This window comes from Bartonella acomydis (genome assembly GCF_039543025.1).
In the GTDB taxonomy this organism is placed as follows: domain Bacteria; phylum Pseudomonadota; class Alphaproteobacteria; order Rhizobiales; family Rhizobiaceae; genus Bartonella; species Bartonella acomydis.
The window spans coordinates 90645-110458 of sequence record NZ_BAABIY010000002.1 but is presented as its reverse complement, the minus strand read 5'-3'; the positions used below and the strand labels follow the sequence as shown (position 1 = coordinate 110458).

Sequence of the window (19814 nt, the reverse complement as noted above, 5' to 3'; positions counted from 1 at the left end):
CCAAAGCAGGTATGGAACAAGCAGGGGAAGACTTAGCCAGTTGGATTGTCGATGGCTTTATGGGGACCATCACAAAATTGATGGATTTTTTTAAATCTTTGCCTGGTCGCATAAAGGGCTGGATTGGGTCGATTGATTTATCCGTCCTGTTTCATTTGCCAAGTTGGTTTGGGGGCAAAACAACCATTCAACCCATAGCACAATTTGCAGGTCATTCTCATGCCAATCACTTGGGCTTAGAGCAAACAGAGAAAGACCGTTCTCCCATCACACACAATCAAAATGTCACGGTGCATGTCAATGGTGCGCGTGATCCGATTGTCACAGGTCGTGCGGTTGCCCATGCTCTGCAACGGACGCGGGCAAACGCTTTGCATGGCGGGACAGAATAATGCGAGCAATAGAACAAGGGGAGGGAACATGCAAGATCCTTTGATGATGTTAGGTCCACATCAATTTTATGTGGACTGGCTTAATTTCCAATCTTTTGAAGAGGAATTCTCTGCCTCATGGGTTTCTATGGAGCGTTTTGGCAGGTCGCCTAGTTTGCAATTTACCGGCTATGGCAATGACCCCAAAACCATCCATGGCGTTTGGTTTCCAGAAGAGTTTGGGGATCGGGTTGCTATTGATGCCATCACCACAACGATCAAAAGAGCAAAACCGGTCCAGATGCTTCGTTGGATCAATGATACTACCTATAGTGTTCTTCTCCATGGTCCCGTGGTGATCACCAGTATCACGAAAGACCACGACTTTATTAGTCGCTCCGGTCAATCCCAGCGTATTCGCTATTCCATCAGTCTCTTACCCTTTTTTAATGGCGGAAAACCGCAAGGACAAATCCAAGTGGGGCAAACTCTATGAAGATACCAGAAAAGCGTGTTGTTGCAGAGCTGGAGGATATGAGTCTCGATCTTCTCTGCTTTGAACATGCCATGGCTGTGTTAGGGGACCGTTCTCAAGTTGGGTTATTAAACGGCTATTGTGAAGCCACATTGGAAGCCAATCCAGAGATTGCCAAATATGGTCCAATTTTACCGCGAGGCTTAACGGTCATTCTGCCTGAATTCGCACTTCACAATCCCCAAAGTATGGTGAAACGGTTATGGGATTAATGCGCACACACCCTTTTATTGTGGTTAAGGTGGGAGACAAACCTGTGCATGAAGTTTTTTACCAGCGTCTTTTAACGGCAACCATCACCGATCATGCCGGTAATGAAGCCGATACATTTGAAGCAGAGTTTGATGAGTGCGGCAATGATTTAGAGATTCCCTCCAGTAACAGTGCGCTCCATGTCACCTTTGGTTATGAGGACAGCATCCGTGCCTTTATGGGGCGTTTTATTGTCGAATCGGTTGTAAGTTGTGGGGGCAGTGATGGAGAGATTTTGCGCCTTTGTGGCAAAAGCGCCTCTATGCGTGGGGAACTCAAAGAACAGGTGAGCGAACATTTTGACCACAAAACCATTGCTGAGATTGTTGAGACCCTTGCCAAACGTCATGGTTATCAAGCAAAGGTCAGTCCACAATTTACCAAACAAACCTTGCCTTATGTGGTGCGCACCGATCAATCGGCGATTGATTTTTTAACTCGCCTTGCTGATCGGATGCAGGCACGTTTTTTGATAAAAGACAATAAGTTTTTATTTTTAAGCGGCGATAACTTACCAACACTCGACATCTATAAACACGATTGTTCCAACTGGGAATTTACCCTCGAGCCACGCACCCAATATGGCACCATTGAAGCTGCTTATTTTGATCGCACAAAAGGGCAACAATTGTCTGTCAAGCATCAAACAGGTTTTAATGGTCCAGTACGCCGTTTGCGCAGTTGTTATACTTGCAAGGAAGAGGCACTGGCAGCAGCGGCATCAGAATCAGACAGGCTTTGCCGAGCCATGGGCAGTGGTTCTTTGATCCTAGAAGGGCGCCCCGAAATCATGGCGGATCAACCCCTTCTCCTGCAAGGGTTTCGTATGCAAATCAATGGACCATGGAAAGCCGCAACCGTGACACACCGCTATGAAAAGCAAAGCGACTATACCACAGAAATCACCTTTGAGGCACCAAATCAAGGAAAGGAAAACAACAAAGAATAGAAGCTGGGCTGGTCACCCAGCCAACGGGAGAAGTTTTGCGAACACACCCCTCCGATGTCAGAGAACTCAACATCGCAGCCACTTCTTATCACTTAAAGCAATGAGAAGAGGGCTAATATAGATGAAAGAGTGTTAAAAAATGGTGGATATACTTTACAAGGAAGAATTAAAATCTGTTACTCCTATAGAACCAGCTGCTGCTTATGTTGGTGGTAAAATCAAGTTGGCAAAAACCATTATCAAAATCATAGAAGACATTCCCCATCGCACTTATGCTGAACCTTTTGTTGGCTTGGGAGGAATATTCTTCAGGCGGAAATTGATTCCCTTATATGAAGTCATCAATGATCGTTCAGGTGATGTGGTGAATTTTTTTCGGGTGTTGCAACGCCATTATCACCCTTTTATGGATCTGTTGCAGTTCCAGATAAGCAGCCGTGAGGCGTTTCAACGTTTCACTTTACAAGACCCAAATACCTTAACCGATTTAGAGCGGGCTTTGCGGTTTTTATATCTCCAGCGGTTGAGTTTTGCTGGGAAGGTGGCTAAACGAACATTTGGAGTTGATCCTAAGCGTGGAGCACAATTTAACAGTTTCAAACTTGAGGGCTTATTAAAGCTTATATACCGCCGTTTATCGGGTGTGACCATTGAACATTTAGACTGGTCTGAGTTTATCAGGCGCTATGACCGGCCTACCACTTTGTTTTATCTAGATCCCCCTTATTTTGGTGTTGAGGATTACTATGGGAAGGATTTGTTTAAGCGTGAGGATTATCAGACGATGTCTGCGCTGCTTACGCAATTAAAGGGGAAGTTTCTTCTCTCTCTCAATGATGTGCCTGAGATCCGGAAAATCTTTATCCAATTTAAGATAAAAGAGGTGAATACATCTTATACATGTGGTTCAAATAATCCGACTCCGGCAAAGGAACTGATCATTACCAATTGCGATATTTAGAAGAAAGAAAGATTCATTAAAGGGGCTTTAAATGATCTTTGAAAGATCTTTTAAGACCCTTTGAGACCCCCTTAAAAATCATGTGAAACAAAATAAATTGGTACAAAACCTGCTGGCAAGCTACAACAAGCTACAGCTACACTAGTGGCAAGCTACAAGCACGATAAAAGTGCTATGGCGGAGGGGGTGGGATTCGAACCCACGGTACAGTCTCCTGCACGCCGGTTTTCAAGACCGGTGCCTTAAACCGCTCGGCCACCCCTCCAAATTAACTACGTCTTTTTACAAAGTTCTTGCAAAAGGTCAATTATTTTAATGAGTTTCTAAACGTTTTTAATAAAATTATTTGAATGTCAACCATAATAATTTTTAAAGATATAACCCTTTTTTTGGAATTACACTAAATTAGTAATTTCACCCGATTATGTGAATCAATTTACAGAGATGTAAGACAAAATTATAACACTTTTTGATTCCTTAAATCGTGAGATTGTTTGTATGTTTGTTAGAACTTTAGAAAATTTTTAGAAGAAGTTGGCAGAAAAGGATGTGTCCTATAAATGCACATTGGAAAATCCTATTCCCTTAACTTTTATTCGAGGATCCCTCACTTAAAAAACATTAATAAAAGCAATAAGTTACATAAGATACAAAAGTATATGGTGGGCGATGAGAGACTCGAACTCCCGACATCCTCGGTGTAAACGAGGCGCTCTACCAGCTGAGCTAATCGCCCAATGCTAATGATCAGCAACGGAATAGGCACTCTATTAAGGAAAAAATTTTACAAAGGCAAGAATAAAGATTGTGTTTGATGATTTTTTTAAAAAAATGCATAAGCCTGCTTGACATAAACGTATGAACCCCTTACACGACCTTTTATACCAATTCAATTGGTTCGAAAAAAGTGCGCGAGTGTAGCTCAGTTGGTTAGAGTGCTGGCCTGTCACGCCGGAGGTCGCGGGTTCGAGCCCCGTCACTCGCGCCATATTGGATTTACCGTCATATTAGATTTTATTTTGTAATTTTTGCTTTTTTAAATATCTTTATATGCAGAGCATGTGTTCCATAAAGTTATTGGCTTTATGGAATATATGGGTGGTTATTTTTTCCTTTTTATGTGGTTTATAAGAATAAGGCTTGCGTCTTTCTCTGCTCTGCGTTACCTATGCCCATAAGAAAAGCATCGCTTGGTATGTCCTTGAATCGGTCCAGGCGGAATGAACAGGGCAATATTTATCTGTTTGATGGAACAATGTGGAGTGATTGTATTAGTTTCAATCATTTCATGGAAGGTGGAAGAAATTATGACTCAGTTATTGAGCTCTTATTTACCAGTTTTGATCTTTATTATTGTTTCGGCGGTTATTGCAGGGGTTCTTTTGATTATGCCTTATATTGTGGCTTACCGTTCTCCTGATCCCGAAAAATTATCAGCTTATGAATGCGGATTTAATTCGTTTGATGATGCACGAATGAAATTTGATATTCGTTTTTATTTGGTATCAATTTTATTTATTATTTTTGATCTTGAAGTCGCTTTTCTTTTTCCTTGGGCAGTTTCATTTAATTCGATAGGCATGTTCGGTTTTTGGTCGATGATTGTATTTTTAGCACTTTTGACTATCGGATTTATATATGAATGGAAAAAAGGAGCTCTTGAATGGGATTAATATCTAACAATTCTACGATGATTGCTCCAAAACCAAAAGGGGCTATTGATCCAAATACCGGTAAGTTGATAGGTACTGATGACAGCTTCTTTCGTGATATGAATGCTGAATTATCAGATAAAGGTTTTTTAGTTACTTCAGCAGACGCTTTAATCACTTGGGCGCGTACTGGTTCTTTAATGTGGATGAGTTTTGGTTTAGCTTGTTGTGCTATAGAAATGATGCAGTGTTCAATGCCTCACTATGATAATGAGCGTTTTGGATATGCACCGCGTGCATCACCTCGTCAATCAGATGTGATGGTAGTGGCAGGCACCTTAACAAATAAGATGGCACCAGCTTTAAGGAAAGTGTATGATCAAATGCCAGAGCCACGTTATGTGATCTCTATGGGGTCATGTGCAAATGGTGGTGGTTATTATCATTATTCTTATTCAGTTGTACGTGGGTGCGATCGTATTGTCCCTGTAGATATTTATGTTCCAGGATGTCCTCCTACGGCGGAGGCATTATTGTACGGTATATTATTGTTGCAGAAAAAAATCCGTCGTACAGGTTCTATAGAGCGATAGGGGTTCCATTATTATGATGAATGAAGCATTGGTCGAACTTGCATCTTATTTAAAAAGTAAATTAGGAGATAAGCTTGAAGAAACCATTCTTGCATTTGGTGAATTAACGATTATCTCGCGTCTTGATGCAATTACGGATGTGTTAATGTTCGTTCGTGATGATTCTCGCTGTCAATTTATTAATATTACAGATATTAGTGGTGTTGATTATCCCTCTCGTGATAAGCGTTTTGATATATCTTATCAACTTTTATCTCCTCGTGAGAATTTACGTCTGCGTATTAAGGTATGTACTGATGAAAATACTCCCGTTGCTTCTGCTTGCTCGATTTATCCAGGAGCCGAGTGGTATGAGCGTGAGGTGTACGATATGTATGGAATTTTATTTTCAGGACATCCTGATTTAAGGCGGATTTTAACAGATTATGGTTTTGAAGGGCATCCTTTGCGCAAAGATTTTCCAGTAACGGGTTTTGTTGAATGTCGTTATGATAATGAAGCAAAGAGAGTCATTTATGAACCTGTCATTTTACGGCAAGAAATGCGCAATTTTGATTTTCTTTCTCCTTGGGAAGGGGGACAATATATTTTGCCATGCGATAAAAAAACAGAGGTCAATAAATGATATTGGAACTGATGAATTTTTGAAATTAAAATGATAAGAGTTTTTATTAACATTTGATATAGGTTTTTTAAAAAAAGTAAGGGGTTGATTGTGGCTGAGGTTAGTGTTCGGAATTTTAATATCAATTTTGGACCGCAGCATCCTGCAGCGCATGGGGTTTTGCGCATGGTTTTAGAATTGGATGGTGAAGTCGTTGAGCGTGTAGATCCGCATATTGGATTATTGCATCGCGGTACCGAAAAATTAATGGAAACGAAAACTTATCTTCAAGCTGGTCCTTATCTGGATCGTTTAGATTATGTAGCCCCTATGAATCAGGAGCATGCTTTTGTACTTGCTATTGAGAAGTTGTTGGGCGTTGAGGTTCCCAAAAGAGGACAGTTAATACGTGTTTTGTTTTCTGAAATTGGGCGTATTCTGAACCATTTGCTTAATGTCACAACACAAGCCATGGATGTTGGTGCACTAACCCCACCGCTTTGGGGATTTGAGCAACGTGAAAAATTGATGATTTTTTATGAGCGTGCATGTGGAGCACGTCTTCATGCTAATTATTTTCGTCCTGGTGGTGTACGTCAAGATTTACCGGAATCTTTAATTGAGGATATTGGTAATTTTATTGATCCGTTTCTTATTGCTCTTGGCAAACTTGATGCGCTTATAACACCAAATCGAATTTTTAAGCAGCGTAATGTAGATATTGGTGTCGTGAGTATTGATGAAGCTTGGGCGCGTGGTTTTTCTGGTGTCATGATTCGTGGAGCTGGCGTGCCATGGGATTTACGAAAAAGTCAACCTTATGAATGCTATGATGAAATGGAATTTGATATTCCTGTAGGTAAAAACAGTGATTGTTATGATCGCTACCTAATTCGTATGGAAGAAATGCGCCAATCAGCAAGAATTATGCGCCAATGCGTGGATCGCTTGCTTGGTACTGAAAAAAATGGACCAGTCTCGAGTTTAGATCACAAAATTGTACCCCCAAAGCGAAGCGAAATGAAAAGTTCGATGGAAGCGCTTATTCATCATTTTAAACTTTATACCGAAGGGTTTCATACCCCCCCTGGAGAGGTTTATGTTGCTGTGGAAGCTCCCAAGGGTGAGTTTGGCGTGTATCTTGTTTCTGATGGAAGCAATAAACCTTATCGTGTTAAGTTGCGTGCTCCTGGTTTTGCTCATCTTCAAGCTATGGATTTTTTAACCCGAGGGCATATGTTAGCGGATGCTACAGCTATTTTGGGTTCAATTGATATTGTTTTTGGGGAGGTTGATCGCTAATGTCTGTGCGCCGTCTTGCAGATGATATTTATCAACCCACAAAATTTTCTTTTACAAAAGAAAATCAGATATGGGTAAAAAATACTATAAAAAAGTATCCTGTAGGACGAGAGCAGTCCGCGGTAATTCCACTATTAATGCGTGCTCAAGAGCAAGATGGCTGGGTGACACGTGCTGCGATTGAGCATATTGCGCAGATTCTTTCCATAGCTTATATTCGTGTTCTAGAAGTTGCGACCTTTTATACCCAATTTCAACTTAAACCAGTGGGAACAAAGGCACATATTCAAATTTGTGGTACAACGCCTTGTATGTTACGTGGATCTGAGGACTTGATTAAAGTTTGTCAGAAAAAAATTCATCATGAACCTTTTGTTACCAATCCAGAGGGAACATTATCATGGGAGGAGGTGGAATGTCTTGGTGCTTGTGTCAATGCTCCTATGGTAATGATTTTTAAAGATACCTATGAAGATCTGACAGCAGAACGTCTTGAAGAAATTATTGATGCATTTGAAGCTGGAAAAGGTTCTGAAGTAGCGGTTGGTCCGCAAAATAGTCGTAAATCATCAGAGCCAATTAGTGGTTTAACTTCTCTTATTGATAGTGAAGAAAAGAAATCACCGAAGTCTTCAAAAAAAAAGATAAAGAAGGATTAGGCGTATAGTAACGATTTTTTGAGGGGGTATTTTATAATTTTACTCATTACGACAATATTTAATGAAAAGTTAAGTGTTTTTAAAAAATGTTTTAAAGCTGCGTTTAAGGAAAAGCTAAGAATGCTACGGGCAAGAGAAAAAAAGGTGGGGTATGTTGGCTGATAAAGATCGCATTTTCACCAATATTTATGGTTTAAAAGATAAATCGTTAAAAGCTGCAATGTCACGTGGAAATTGGGACGGGACCAAAGCAATTATCGAAAAAGGTCGTGACTGGATCATTGATGAGATAAAGGCATCAGGTTTACGTGGTCGCGGCGGAGCGGGGTTTCCTACTGGAATGAAATGGTCTTTTATGCCTAAACAAAGTGATGGGCGTCCACATTATTTGGTTGTAAATGCTGATGAATCTGAGCCTGGAACTTGTAAAGACCGTGATATTTTACGTCATGATCCCCATACTCTGATTGAGGGATGTGCAATTGCTACTTTTGCTATGGGAGCAAATGTTGCTTTTATTTATATTCGCGGGGAATATATTCGTGAACGTGAAGCACTACAAGCTGCCGTCGATGAATGTTATCATGCTGGCTTACTTGGCAAAAAAACAAAATATGGGCATGCCTGTGATATTATTATTCATCATGGTGCGGGTGCTTATATTTGTGGTGAAGAAACAGCTCTTCTCGAAAGTCTTGAGGGGAAAAAAGGGCAACCTCGGCTTAAACCACCATTCCCCGCAAATATGGGTATTTATGGCTGTCCAACAACAGTCAATAATGTAGAATCTATAGCCGTTGTCCCAACAATTCTGCGTCGTGGAGCTTCGTGGTTTTCATCTATTGGGCGTACAAATAATGTTGGAACGAAATTGTTTATGGTTTCTGGGCATGTGAATGCACCTTGTACATTTGAAGAAGCTCTTGGTGTTTCTTTTCGTGAATTAATTGAAAAACATACCGGCGGTATTCGTGGTGGATGGAATAATCTTTTAGCAGTTATTCCAGGTGGCGCTTCTTGTCCAGTTGTTCGTGGAGAAGAGATGGTAGATGCCATCATGGATTTTGATGGAATGCGTGATGTCGGGTCTTCTTTTGGCACTGGCGGTGTGATTGTTATGGATAAATCAACCGATATTATCAAGGCAATTTGGCGTATAGCGGCTTTTTTCAAGCACGAAAGTTGTGGTCAATGTACGCCATGTCGTGAAGGTACAGGGTGGATGATGCGTCTTTTAGGGCGTATGGTTGAGGGAAAAGCACAAAAGCGCGAGATTGATCTTTTATTTGAAGTTTCTAAACAAGTTGAAGGGCACACGATTTGCGCTCTTGGTGATGCAGCAGCATGGCCGATACAAGGACTGATCCGTAATTTTCGTTCAGAAATTGAGCGTAGAATTGATGATTATACGCGAAATGTCGTTCAAAGAAAAAATATTGCTTTAGAAATGGTTGGGTAGAGTTTTTTATTTTTTTAAGCAGTCAAATGCAAATTTTAAGTGGGTTATCCGCGGGCTGGATGAGTGATGATAAATATCAAAGTTGATGGTAAAGAGATTGAAGTCCCTGATTACTACACGTTGCTTCAGGCAGCGGAGGCGGCTGGTGCTGAAGTACCTCGTTTTTGTTTTCATGAAACTTTATCAATTGCTGGAAATTGTCGCATGTGCTTGGTTGAGGTCAGGGGAGGACCTCCAAAACCTCAAGCTTCTTGTGCTATGGGAGTTCGCGATTTACGATTGGGTCCTAATGGTGAAGCACCAGAAATTTTTACCAATACAGAAATGGTAAAAAAGGCACGTGAAGGTGTGATGGAGTTTCTTCTCATCAATCATCCTTTGGATTGTCCTGTTTGTGATCAGGGAGGGGAATGTGACCTTCAAGATCAAGCAATGCTTTATGGACGTGATTGTTCTCGGTATACAGAAAATAAACGTGCTGTAGAAGATAAATATATTGGACCACTTATAAAAACAGTTATGACACGTTGCATTCATTGTACACGTTGTGTTCGTTTTACAACGGAAGTAGCAGGTATTTCTGAGCTTGGGTTGATAGGTCGTGGTGAAGATGCTGAAATTACAACATATCTCGAAAAAGCAATGACATCTGAATTACAGGGAAATGTTATTGATCTTTGTCCTGTAGGAGCTTTAACTTCGAAACCTTATGCATTTCATGCGCGTCCTTGGGAATTGGTCAAAACAGAATCGATTGATGTTATGGACGCACTTGGGTGTGCGATCCGTATTGATAGCCGTGGTCGTGAAGTTATGCGGATTATTCCACGTACCAATGAAGATGTAAATGAGGAATGGATTTCTGATAAGACGCGTTTTATTTGGGATGGATTACGCATGCAGCGGCTTGATAAACCATATGTGCGCAAAGATGGAAAACTTCAACCTGTAAGTTGGGTAGAAGCTTTTGAAAAGATTAAAACGGTTGTTTCTAAAATTTTACCAGAAAAAATAGGGGCAATAGCAGGTGATCTTGCTTCTATTGAAGAAATGTATGCACTTAAAACATTACTCATATCATTGGGGTCAAAGATTTTTGATTGTCGCCAAAGAGGAATGGCGTTATCTTCTGAATTAGGACGTTCGAGTTATATTTTTAATCCAACAATTGCCGGTATTGAACAAGCTGACGCATTGCTTATTGTGGGATCTAATCCGCGCTACGAAGCTGCAGTTTTAAATGCACGTATTTTAAAACGACAACGAATGGGGCAATTTCCCATTGGGTTAATTGGTGAAAAAGTCGATTTACGTTATCCTTATTCTTATCTTGGAGATGGTACGGAAACATTGAGTGCACTTATTCGTGGAGAGGATACATTTTTAAATGTCTTAAAAGAAGTAAAAAGACCACTTATTTTGATTGGGGAGGGAGCTGTTTCAGGTAAAGAAGGTTTATCTGTTTTAAAAAATCTTGCCAAATTAGCTGATAATGTTGGAGCACTTAGTGAAGAATGGAACGGGTTTGGAGTGCTTCATAATGCAGCTTCAACTGTTGGGGGATTAGACATAGGCTTTATTTCTAAACTGGGGGTTGCTAATATTATTAAAACCTGTGAAGTTTTATTTTTGCTTGGTGCTGATGAAGTAGAGTTAGCCAATACAAAAGCTTTTACAGTTTATATTGGTAGTCATGGTGATAATGGTGCACATGCTGCAGATGTTATTTTGCCGGCATCTGCTTACACTGAAAAATCAGGACTTTATGTAAATACAGAAGGACGTGTTCAAATGACTAATCGGGCTGGTTTTGCCCCTGGTGAAGCAAAAGAAGATTGGGCTATCTTGCGCGCTTTATCGGATGTTTTAGGAAAAAAGCTTCCTTTTGATTCGCTTTCTCAATTAAGGCAGAAGCTCTTTCATGATTATCCGCATCTTTATGCCATTGATGATATCGCACCTTCTAGTATAAGTGATCTCAAAATGCTCAGCTCACAGATAGTTGCTCTAGAGGCACAAACCTTTACTTCTATGGTTAAAGACTTTTATTTGACAAATCCGATAGCACGTGCTTCAGCAGTTATGGCTGAATGTTCATCACTTGCAAAAAGCCGTGCTACACAAGCTGTAGAGTAGGGCAGGAGAAAAGGAATAATGATGTATGATTTCTTTATAACTTGGTTATTGCCTTTACTCATTATCGTTGGGAAAACACTTCTTCTCTTGGTTGTTCTCTTGATATTGGTTGCTTATCTTCTTTATGCAGATAGAAAGATTTGGGCGGCGGTACAATTGCGGCGTGGACCTAATGTTGTTGGCCCATGGGGATTATTGCAATCTTTTGCAGATTTAATCAAATTTGTTGTGAAAGAACCTATTATTCCAGCTGGTGCGAATAAAGGAGTTTTTCTTTTAGCACCTTTTATTTCTGCTACACTTGCTTTATCAACTTGGGCTGTTATCCCTGTTAATGAAGGGTGGGAAATTGCGCATATTAATGTTGGTTTGCTTTATATTCTAGCCATTTCATCTCTTGAAGTTTATGGTGTTATTATGGGAGGGTGGGCGTCAAACTCAAAATATCCTTTTTTAGGGGCTCTTCGTTCGGCAGCACAGATGGTTTCGTACGAGGTTTCCATTGGATTTGTACTTGTAACTGTCATTTTAATAAGTGGATCTCTGGATCTTACAACAATTGTGCAAAAACAAAGTTATGGGCTTGGAACAACTCTTGGTCTTCCTTTTAATAGTTTTCTTGATTGGAATTGGCTCATTCTTTTTCCAATGTTTATTATTTTTTTTATTTCTGCGCTTGCAGAAACAAATCGTCCCCCTTTTGATTTAGTAGAAGCAGAATCTGAACTTGTTGCTGGACACATGGTTGAATATTCTTCAACACCTTATATGCTCTTTTTTCTTGGGGAATATGTTGCTATTGTTTTAATGTGCGCCTTAACAGCTATTTTATTTTTAGGTGGTTGGCTGCCTCCCTTGGATGTTTGGTGGCTTAATTGGATTCCCGGTATTATTTGGTTTGTATTAAAAGTCTGTTTTGTATTTTTTTGGTTTGCTATGGTCAAAGCATTTGTTCCACGTTATCGCTATGATCAACTCATGCGGCTTGGTTGGAAGGTTTTTCTTCCTCTCTCATTGGCAATGGTCGTGATAACTGCGGCTTTTTTAAAGTATACAGATTTTGTTTAAGAGGAGGTTTTACGGTGTCAGTTTTTTTTCAGGCAGCAAAGTCACTCCTTTTATTGGAGTTTGTGAGTGCTTTTTTCTTAGCTATGCGTCAGTTTTTTGCACCAAAACCTACAATTAATTACCCTTATGAGAAGGGTTTTGTATCTCAGCGTTTCCGTGGAGAACATGCACTTCGTCGTTATCCAAATGGTGAAGAACGTTGTATTGCGTGTAAATTATGTGAAGCAATTTGCCCTGCACAAGCTATTACTATTGAAGCGGGGCCGAGGCGTAATGATGGTACGCGTAGAACTGTTCGTTATGATATAGATATGGTTAAGTGTATTTATTGCGGTTTTTGTCAAGAAGCTTGTCCCGTTGAAGCTATTGTAGAAGGCCCAAATTTTGAATTTGCAACAGAAACGCGAGAAGAACTTTATTATGATAAAGAAAAGCTTTTAATGAATGGTGATCGTTGGGAACGGGAAATTGTTCGTAATATATTGATGGATGCACCTTATCGTTAAGTGTATCGTAAAATGAGGTGTCGGATAATTTTTCCGATAAATTGTAATCTGGTATGAAGTTTTGTACCAATTGTATGATTGATTAAGGAGAAGCCTATGCTAACAGATCTAGCGGCGGCATTTTTCTATTTATTTGCTTTTATTATGCTTGGGAGTGCGGTTATCGTTATTACAGCACGCAATCCTGTACATTCCGTTTTGTTTTTAATATTAGCATTTTTTAATGCTGCTGCTTTATTTTTGCTTGCAGGAGCAGAATTTTTGGGGCTTATTCTCCTTGTTGTTTATGTTGGTGCAGTAGCAGTTTTATTTTTATTTGTCGTTATGATGCTTGATGTTGATTTTGCTGAGTTGAAAAGTGGTGCACTTCGCTATGCTCCTATTGGGGCTCTTGTTGGAGGTATTATCGCTGTAGAATTAATTGTTGTTTTTGTAAGTAGTCATTTTTCTTCAGTTTTTAAAACACAGATTACACAACCAATGCCAGATTTATTACAGCGAACAAATACACAGGCTTTAGGCGATATTCTTTATACAGATTATGTTTTCTATTTTCAAATTGCTGGGATCATTCTCTTAATAGCAATGATTGGTGCAATTGTTTTGACGCTTCGTCATAAGTCGGGTGTAAAGCGACAATCTATTGCAGCACAGGTTTCTCGAACAGTAGAAGATGCAATTGAAATCAAACAAGTTGAATCAGGTAAGGGCATTTAAGGGGGGAGGCATGCATATTGATATTACACATTATCTCATTGTTTCTGCTTTGATGTTTACAATCGGTATTGCTGGAATTTTTCTCAACAGAAAGAATGTGATTATTATCTTGATGTCCATTGAGCTTATCTTGCTTTCCGTTAATCTTAATTTTGTTGCGTTTTCGGCATTTCTCCACGATCTTGTTGGTCAGATATTTGCTTTATTCATCTTAACGGTAGCAGCTGCTGAAGCTGCAATTGGTTTGGCAATTCTTGTCGTTTTCTTCCGTAATCGTGGTTCTATTGCGGTTGAAGATGTTAATGTAATGAAAGGCTAACCAGTTATGTATTATACGATTGTTTTTCTTCCGCTTTTGGGCTTTTTAATTGCTTCTATAGGTGGGAAAACTATAGGAGATCGCGCGAGCGAATTGATAACATGTAGCTTTATGGTGGTTGTTGCTGTACTGTCGTGGGTGGTTTTTTTCAATATTGCACTCGGTCATGCTTTAGTGGTTGATGTATTGGTATTACATTGGCTCACCGTTGGTGTTTTAAGCTTTGATTGGGCTCTCCATATTGATACATTAACAGCTATTATGCTGATTGTGGTGAACAGTGTTTCGGCATTAGTGCATATTTACTCAATTGGCTATATGCATCATGATTCTTCAAGGTCCCGTTTTTTTTCTTATCTTTCTCTCTTTACATTTATGATGTTGATGTTAGTGACATCTAATAATTTGCTGCAGATGTTTTTTGGCTGGGAAGGTGTGGGGCTTGCGTCTTATTTGCTCATTGGTTTTTGGTTTCAGCGAGATTCTGCTAATAAAGCTGCAATGAAGGCTTTTGTGGTTAATCGTGTTGGAGATTTTGGTTTTCTCTTAGGAATTTTTAGTGTTTTCGTTTTATTCCAATCTGTTGATTTTGCTTCTATTTTTGCAAAAGCTGCAGACAATAGTTTTGTACAAAATATGACATTTTTAGGTTGGCAGCTTAATGGACAAGCAGCAATTACTGTTACATGTCTTTTGTTATTTATTGGTGCGATGGGAAAATCAGCACAGTTTCTTTTACATACTTGGCTTCCTGATGCAATGGAAGGACCAACCCCTGTATCAGCGCTTATTCATGCTGCAACAATGGTAACAGCTGGTGTCTTTATGGTTGCACGTATGTCACCAATTTTTGAACTTTCTTCAACTGCTTTGACAGTGATTATTGTTGTTGGAGCAACAACAGCATTTTTTGCAGCAACTGTAGGATTGGTGCAAAATGATATTAAACGTGTAATTGCTTATTCCACATGTTCACAACTTGGTTATATGTTTGTTGCTCTTGGTGTTGGAGCTTACGGAGCAGCTGTTTTTCATCTTTTCACCCATGCTTTTTTTAAAGCCTTATTGTTTCTTGGTGCAGGTTCTGTCATTCATGCTGTATCCGATGAACAAGATATGCGAAAAATGGGAGGATTACGCAAACATATAAAGATAACTTATTGGATGATGATGATAGGAACCATTGCCTTAACAGGAGTTGGAATTCCAGGAACAGTTTTTGGTACAGCTGGTTTTTTCTCTAAAGATGCCATTATAGAGTCTGCTTTTGCATCTCATAATATTGCTTCAGGATATGCTTTCTATCTTCTTGTTTTTGCTGCATTACTAACAAGTTTTTACTCATGGCGGCTTATCTTTATGACATTTCATGGTAAACCACGCGCTACAGTTGATGTTATGCATCATGTTCATGAATCTCCTCCGATTATGTTGGTTCCCTTGTTTATTTTATCTCTTGGGGCAATCTTTGCTGGTATGGTTTTTCAACCTTACTTTTTTGGTGATCTGTATGATGTTTTTTGGAAGGGAGCATTATTTACAAGTAGCCACAATCACATTCTTCATGAAGCCCATCATGTATTTAATTGGGTAAAATGGTCTCCATTTATAGCGATGTGTCTTGGATTTATCTTAGCCTATTTATTTTATATTGCTTTTCCTTCTTTTCCCAAAAAGTTGGCTGGAGTTATGCCAGGAGTGTATAACTTTCTTTATCAAAAATGGTATTTTGATCAATTATATCACTTTTTGTTTGTCCGTTTTGCTTTCAGAATAAGTTTCTTTCTCTGGAAAGTGGGGGATGTTAAAATTATTGATGGTCTAGGTCCCAATGGTATTGCAGCACGTGTTGTTGATATTACAAATAGAGTTGTTCGGATGCAGACAGGCTATCTTTATCACTATGCATTTGCGATGCTTATAGGTATTGCATTATTGATCACATGGATGATGATCGGGGGCGTAAACTGATGAGCGATTGGCCTATTCTTTCTACGGTTACATTTTTGCCACTTGTGGGTGTGCTGCTCATTTTATTTATCAAAGATGATAGTGAGGCTGCGCGACATAATATACGCAATGTAGCATTTTTTACGACTGTGTTTGTTTTTATTATTTCCTTAATTATTTGGGCAAGCTTTGACTGTAAAAACACAGATTTTCAAATGATTGAGAAATTCAATTGGTTAGGAGGTGGCATTAACTATCATATGGGGGTTGATGGTATTTCTATTCTTTTTGTTGTTCTCTCGGCTTTTCTTTTGCCGTTTTGTATTTTGGCAAGTTGGGAGAATGTTAAAGATAGATTAAAAGCTTATATGATTGCTTTTCTTCTCCTTGAAGTTGCGATTATTGGTGTTTTTTGTGCTCTTGATGGAATATTGTTCTACGTTTTTTTCGAAGGTAGCCTTATTCCAATGTTTATCATTATAGGTGTGTGGGGGGGGGCACGGCGTGTTTATGCAAGCATAAAGTTTTTCTTATACACTTTACTGGGTTCAGTGCTTATGCTGGTTGCCCTTATGGCTATGTATTGGGAGGCTGGAACACTTGATATACCAACTTTACTTAATTATCAATTTCCTGCACATATGCAAATGTGGTTATGGCTTGCATTTTTTGCTTCTTTTGCCGTCAAAATGCCGATGTGGCCAGTTCACACATGGCTTCCTGATGCTCACGTGGAAGCTCCAACAGCTGGTTCGGTTATTTTAGCTGGTGTCTTACTCAAATTGGGCGGTTACGGTTTTCTTCGTTTTTCTTTACCAATGTTTCCTCTTGCCTCAGCTGATTTTGCACCTTTGATTTTCACCTTATCGCTTATTGCTATTATTTACACATCATTGGTTGCACTTGTTCAAAATGATATAAAAAAGCTTATTGCTTATTCTTCGATAGCACATATGGGATATGTAACAATGGGTATTTTTGCTGCGAATGAACAGGGTATTCAAGGAGCTATTTATCAGATGCTATCCCATGGCATTGTTTCAGCAGCTTTGTTTCTTTGTGTTGGGGTTATCTATGATCGTTTGCATACACGTGAAATTTCCGCTTTTGGTGGTTTAGTGAACAATATGCCCAAATATGCTGTTGTTTTCTTAATCTTCACCATGGCAAATGTTGGTTTACCTGGGAGTTCAGGATTTTTAGGTGAATTTTTAATTTTAATAGGTGTTTTTCAAGTAAATAAATTGGTTGTTATTTTTGCTACAACTGGTGTTATTTTATCGGCTGCCTATGCACTTTATCTTTATCGGCGTGTGATTTTTGGTTCGCTAGATAAAGAGAATCTAAAAGTTCTTATAGATCTCTCTTCAAGAGAGAAACTCATCCTTTATCCAATGATTCTTTTGACAATATTTTTTGGTGTCTATCCAACGCCTATTCTTAAAGCAACGGCGTTTTCCGTAGAAATCCTCATCAATAAACTGCACTAGATAAGGGAAGAATTATCATGCAAAATGAAATGATAGCGCAATTAGTCTTAATTCTTCCAGAGATTTTAATAGCATTAGGAGGGGTTGTATTACTCTTGATCGGTGTTTATTCCTGTGCACGGTCCTCTTTAACTGTAACGGGGCTGGTTATTGCTCTTTTTGTTGCAACTATTGTTATGATTATTGTTTTTCCGAAAAGTGGTTTATTTCAAACCAATACGCTTATTATTGACTCTTTTGGCCGTTATATGAAAATTTTAACGCTTATTGGTGCACTTTTTGCTCTTATTATGTCTGTTGGTTTTAACAGTTCTCAAAACATCGATATATTTGAATTTCCTGTACTTGTTCTTTTTGCAACTCTTGGCATGATGTTGATGATTTCAGCCGGTAATATGCTATCACTTTATATGGGATTAGAATTACAATCTTTAGCTTTATATGTCCTTGCTGCAATCAATCGTGATAATGTAAAATCTTCTGAAGCTGGTATAAAATATTTTGTTTTAGGGGCCTTATCTTCAGGATTATTGCTTTATGGTATTTCTTTGCTTTATGGTTTTACGGGTCAAATTGGTTTTCACGAAATTGCCATTACTTTAAAAGGTGAAAACTTGCAATTGGGCGTTATTTTTGCAATTGTTTTTATTTTAGCTGGTTTGGCTTTCAAAATCTCTGCTGTTCCATTTCACATGTGGACTCCTGATGTTTATGAAGGAGCCCCCACACCAATTACAGCATTTTTTGCTGGTGCTCCTAAAATTGCTGCAATGGCACTCATTATTCGCCTTATGGTTATGACCTTTATTCCTCTCGGTAGTGCTAATGGCTCTATGCCTGCATGGCAGCAAATTTTGGTGTTCATGGCACTTACATCAATGATACTTGGGGCGTTTGCTGCAATTGGTCAGAGTAATATTAAGCGTTTGATGGCTTATTCATCAATTGGTCATATGGGATATGCGCTTGTTGGTTTAGCTGCTGGAAATATGCTTGGGATAAAAAGTGTTATTATTTATATGACGATTTATCTTGGTATGACGATTGGTTCATTTGCTTTTATTCTTGGAATGCGATCAAAGAGTGGAAATGTTGAAAATATTTACGATCTTTCAGGGCTTATAAAGACAAATCCGTTTATGGCTGTTGTGATGACAATACAGCTTTTCTCGTTAGCAAGTATACCGCCTATGGCCGGTTTTTTTGGAAAATGGTATACATTTTCTGCTGCTGTTCATGCTGGTCTGACGCCACTTGCAGTCGTTGGAATGATCGCATCTGTTGTTGGAGCTTTTTATTATCTACGAGTTATTAAAATTATGTGGTTTGATGATGCAAAGACACCTTTTGTTATGTTATCGAAAGAGCTTCAATTTTGTCTTGGCCTTTCTGCATTGTTTATTTTATTTTATACGCTTTTTGGAATTTGGTTTACTGAATTGGCAGAAAAAGCAGCAGCCGCATTGTTTTAGTGAATATGGTTTATATCTTATCGGATTTTGCGCAAAAACAAAGGTACTCCGTTGAATCGTACGAAAGTGTTGCTTCAACAAATCTTATTGCACAACAAAAAGCGCGAAATGGTCATCAAGGTTATCTTTGGATTGTTGCACAAGAACAATTACAGGGAAGAGCGAGAAGGGGAAGGAGTTGGGCTAGTCCAAAAGGGAATCTTTATTCTAGTCTTTTATTAATTAATGGTATTGTTCATAAAACGGCTGCTCAGCTCGGTTTTGTTGCTGGAATAAGTGTAGTAGAGGCAATACAGCAATTTGTAGAAAATGAACAACGAAGGAATGATATTGTCGGTTTAAAATGGCCAAATGATATTTTGCTCAGAGGAGCTAAAAGTTCTGGAATCTTGCTTGAGATTTTTAAATTATCATCAAGGCAGGATGCTTTGGTTATTGGTATAGGAATAAATGTAAAATATCATTATGAACATGCACCCTATCTCACGTCAAGCTTAGAAGATCTTGGTTTGCATATTGAACCAGCACAGTTATTTACAGTTTTGACGGAGTATTTTGCTAAAAATTATCTGCTTTGGAAGCAGCGTGGAGGAAGTAATATAATCCGTGAAAAATGGCTTTCACATTCAGTTCATCTTGGACAATATGTTAAAGTAGTCAATGATGAAAAAATCATTGAGGGTATTTTTGAAGGGCTTGATCGTGATTTTAACTGCATCATACAACAAACAAATGGTCAAAAAGCCATTATAACAGCTGGAGATGTTCATTTTGGTTTGGCAGCTTGCGTTCATACAGGTCGTTATTAATTCATGGAAT

Annotated in this window: 20 protein-coding genes and 3 tRNA genes; 21 read left to right on the top strand and 2 right to left on the bottom strand. The window is 38.9% G+C overall.

Going from position 1 to position 19814, the window contains the following annotated elements:
• The 5 genes from ABD909_RS00980 to ABD909_RS00960 form a co-directional block, all read left to right on the top strand.
• Positions 1 to 392: hypothetical protein (locus tag ABD909_RS00980; protein ID WP_345096077.1), on the top strand; the 392-nt coding region annotated here is incomplete at its 5' end.
• Between the two features lie 28 nt (positions 393 to 420).
• Positions 421 to 867: a phage tail protein gene (locus ABD909_RS00975; protein WP_208442478.1), complete on the top strand. Its 447-nt coding sequence runs from the start codon at positions 421 to 423 to the stop codon at positions 865 to 867.
• Positions 864 to 1118, top strand: a complete 255-nt coding sequence (locus tag ABD909_RS00970; RefSeq protein ID WP_345096075.1) for a tail protein X — start codon at positions 864 to 866, stop codon at positions 1116 to 1118. The genes ABD909_RS00975 and ABD909_RS00970 overlap by 4 nt, the downstream gene beginning before the upstream one ends.
• Positions 1118 to 2107 (top strand): phage late control D family protein, encoded by a 990-nt coding sequence (locus ABD909_RS00965; RefSeq protein ID WP_345096092.1) that lies wholly within the window; start codon positions 1118 to 1120, stop codon positions 2105 to 2107. Before ABD909_RS00970 ends, ABD909_RS00965 begins: the two co-directional genes overlap by 1 nt.
• 142 nt (positions 2108 to 2249) lie before the next feature.
• A complete protein-coding gene (locus tag ABD909_RS00960) occupies positions 2250 to 3068 on the top strand; it encodes a DNA adenine methylase (protein ID WP_345096091.1) in 819 nt (272 codons plus the stop codon).
• A 175-nt stretch (positions 3069 to 3243) separates the two neighbouring features.
• On the opposite strand, the gene ABD909_RS00955 is transcribed toward ABD909_RS00960, so the two are convergent.
• Both ABD909_RS00955 and ABD909_RS00950 read right to left on the bottom strand, forming a co-directional pair.
• Positions 3244 to 3333 (bottom strand) — tRNA-Ser (locus ABD909_RS00955).
• 395 nt (positions 3334 to 3728) lie between these two features.
• Positions 3729 to 3804, bottom strand: a tRNA-Val gene (locus ABD909_RS00950).
• A gap of 175 nt (positions 3805 to 3979) precedes the next feature.
• Between ABD909_RS00950 and ABD909_RS00945 the strand changes: the two genes are divergently transcribed.
• From ABD909_RS00945 to ABD909_RS00870, 16 genes are all read left to right on the top strand, one after another.
• A tRNA-Asp gene (locus ABD909_RS00945) sits at positions 3980 to 4056 on the top strand.
• Positions 4057 to 4375: 319 nt separating this feature from the next.
• A complete protein-coding gene (locus tag ABD909_RS00940; RefSeq protein ID WP_019218666.1) occupies positions 4376 to 4741 on the top strand; it encodes an NADH-quinone oxidoreductase subunit A in 366 nt (121 codons plus the stop codon).
• The gene (locus ABD909_RS00935; RefSeq protein WP_345096074.1) at positions 4732 to 5313 is read left to right on the top strand and encodes a NuoB/complex I 20 kDa subunit family protein; all 582 of its coding nucleotides are present in this window, start codon (positions 4732 to 4734) and stop codon (positions 5311 to 5313) included. Before ABD909_RS00940 ends, ABD909_RS00935 begins: the two co-directional genes overlap by 10 nt.
• Before the next feature lie 16 nt (positions 5314 to 5329).
• Positions 5330 to 5938: an NADH-quinone oxidoreductase subunit C gene (locus tag ABD909_RS00930; protein ID WP_345096090.1), complete on the top strand. Its 609-nt coding sequence runs from the start codon at positions 5330 to 5332 to the stop codon at positions 5936 to 5938.
• Between the two features lie 90 nt (positions 5939 to 6028).
• Entirely contained in the window at positions 6029 to 7219 is a 1191-nt protein-coding gene (locus ABD909_RS00925) for an NADH-quinone oxidoreductase subunit D (RefSeq protein ID WP_345096073.1), read from the top strand.
• The gene (gene nuoE, locus ABD909_RS00920; RefSeq protein ID WP_345096072.1) at positions 7219 to 7878 is read left to right on the top strand and encodes an NADH-quinone oxidoreductase subunit NuoE; all 660 of its coding nucleotides are present in this window, start codon (positions 7219 to 7221) and stop codon (positions 7876 to 7878) included. The genes ABD909_RS00925 and nuoE overlap by 1 nt, the downstream gene beginning before the upstream one ends.
• Before the next feature lie 151 nt (positions 7879 to 8029).
• Positions 8030 to 9337 carry an NADH-quinone oxidoreductase subunit NuoF gene (nuoF, locus tag ABD909_RS00915; RefSeq protein WP_345096071.1) on the top strand — a complete coding sequence of 436 codons (1308 nt, stop codon included), beginning with the start codon at positions 8030 to 8032 and terminating at the stop codon, positions 9335 to 9337.
• A gap of 66 nt (positions 9338 to 9403) precedes the next feature.
• Positions 9404 to 11473 (top strand): NADH-quinone oxidoreductase subunit NuoG, encoded by a 2070-nt coding sequence (gene nuoG, locus ABD909_RS00910; protein WP_345096069.1) that lies wholly within the window; start codon positions 9404 to 9406, stop codon positions 11471 to 11473.
• 21 nt (positions 11474 to 11494) lie between these two features.
• Positions 11495 to 12541: an NADH-quinone oxidoreductase subunit NuoH gene (gene nuoH, locus ABD909_RS00905; RefSeq protein WP_345096089.1), complete on the top strand. Its 1047-nt coding sequence runs from the start codon at positions 11495 to 11497 to the stop codon at positions 12539 to 12541.
• Between the two features lie 14 nt (positions 12542 to 12555).
• Positions 12556 to 13047, top strand: a complete 492-nt coding sequence (gene nuoI, locus ABD909_RS00900) for an NADH-quinone oxidoreductase subunit NuoI (RefSeq protein ID WP_345096067.1) — start codon at positions 12556 to 12558, stop codon at positions 13045 to 13047.
• A gap of 96 nt (positions 13048 to 13143) precedes the next feature.
• Positions 13144 to 13764, top strand: a complete 621-nt coding sequence (locus tag ABD909_RS00895) for an NADH-quinone oxidoreductase subunit J (protein ID WP_345096065.1) — start codon at positions 13144 to 13146, stop codon at positions 13762 to 13764.
• Between the two features lie 10 nt (positions 13765 to 13774).
• A complete protein-coding gene (gene nuoK / locus ABD909_RS00890) occupies positions 13775 to 14083 on the top strand; it encodes an NADH-quinone oxidoreductase subunit NuoK (RefSeq protein ID WP_004860043.1) in 309 nt (102 codons plus the stop codon).
• 6 nt (positions 14084 to 14089) lie between these two features.
• On the top strand, positions 14090 to 16054 hold the full coding sequence (gene nuoL / locus ABD909_RS00885) for an NADH-quinone oxidoreductase subunit L (RefSeq protein WP_345096064.1): 1965 nt from the start codon (positions 14090 to 14092) through the stop codon (positions 16052 to 16054).
• A complete protein-coding gene (locus tag ABD909_RS00880; protein WP_345096088.1) occupies positions 16054 to 17523 on the top strand; it encodes an NADH-quinone oxidoreductase subunit M in 1470 nt (489 codons plus the stop codon). Before nuoL ends, ABD909_RS00880 begins: the two co-directional genes overlap by 1 nt.
• A 17-nt stretch (positions 17524 to 17540) precedes the next feature.
• Entirely contained in the window at positions 17541 to 18995 is a 1455-nt protein-coding gene (gene nuoN / locus ABD909_RS00875; RefSeq protein ID WP_345096063.1) for an NADH-quinone oxidoreductase subunit NuoN, read from the top strand.
• A complete protein-coding gene (locus ABD909_RS00870) occupies positions 18995 to 19804 on the top strand; it encodes a biotin--[acetyl-CoA-carboxylase] ligase (RefSeq protein ID WP_345096062.1) in 810 nt (269 codons plus the stop codon). The genes nuoN and ABD909_RS00870 overlap by 1 nt, the downstream gene beginning before the upstream one ends.
• Positions 19805 to 19814: the final 10 nt, after the last annotated feature.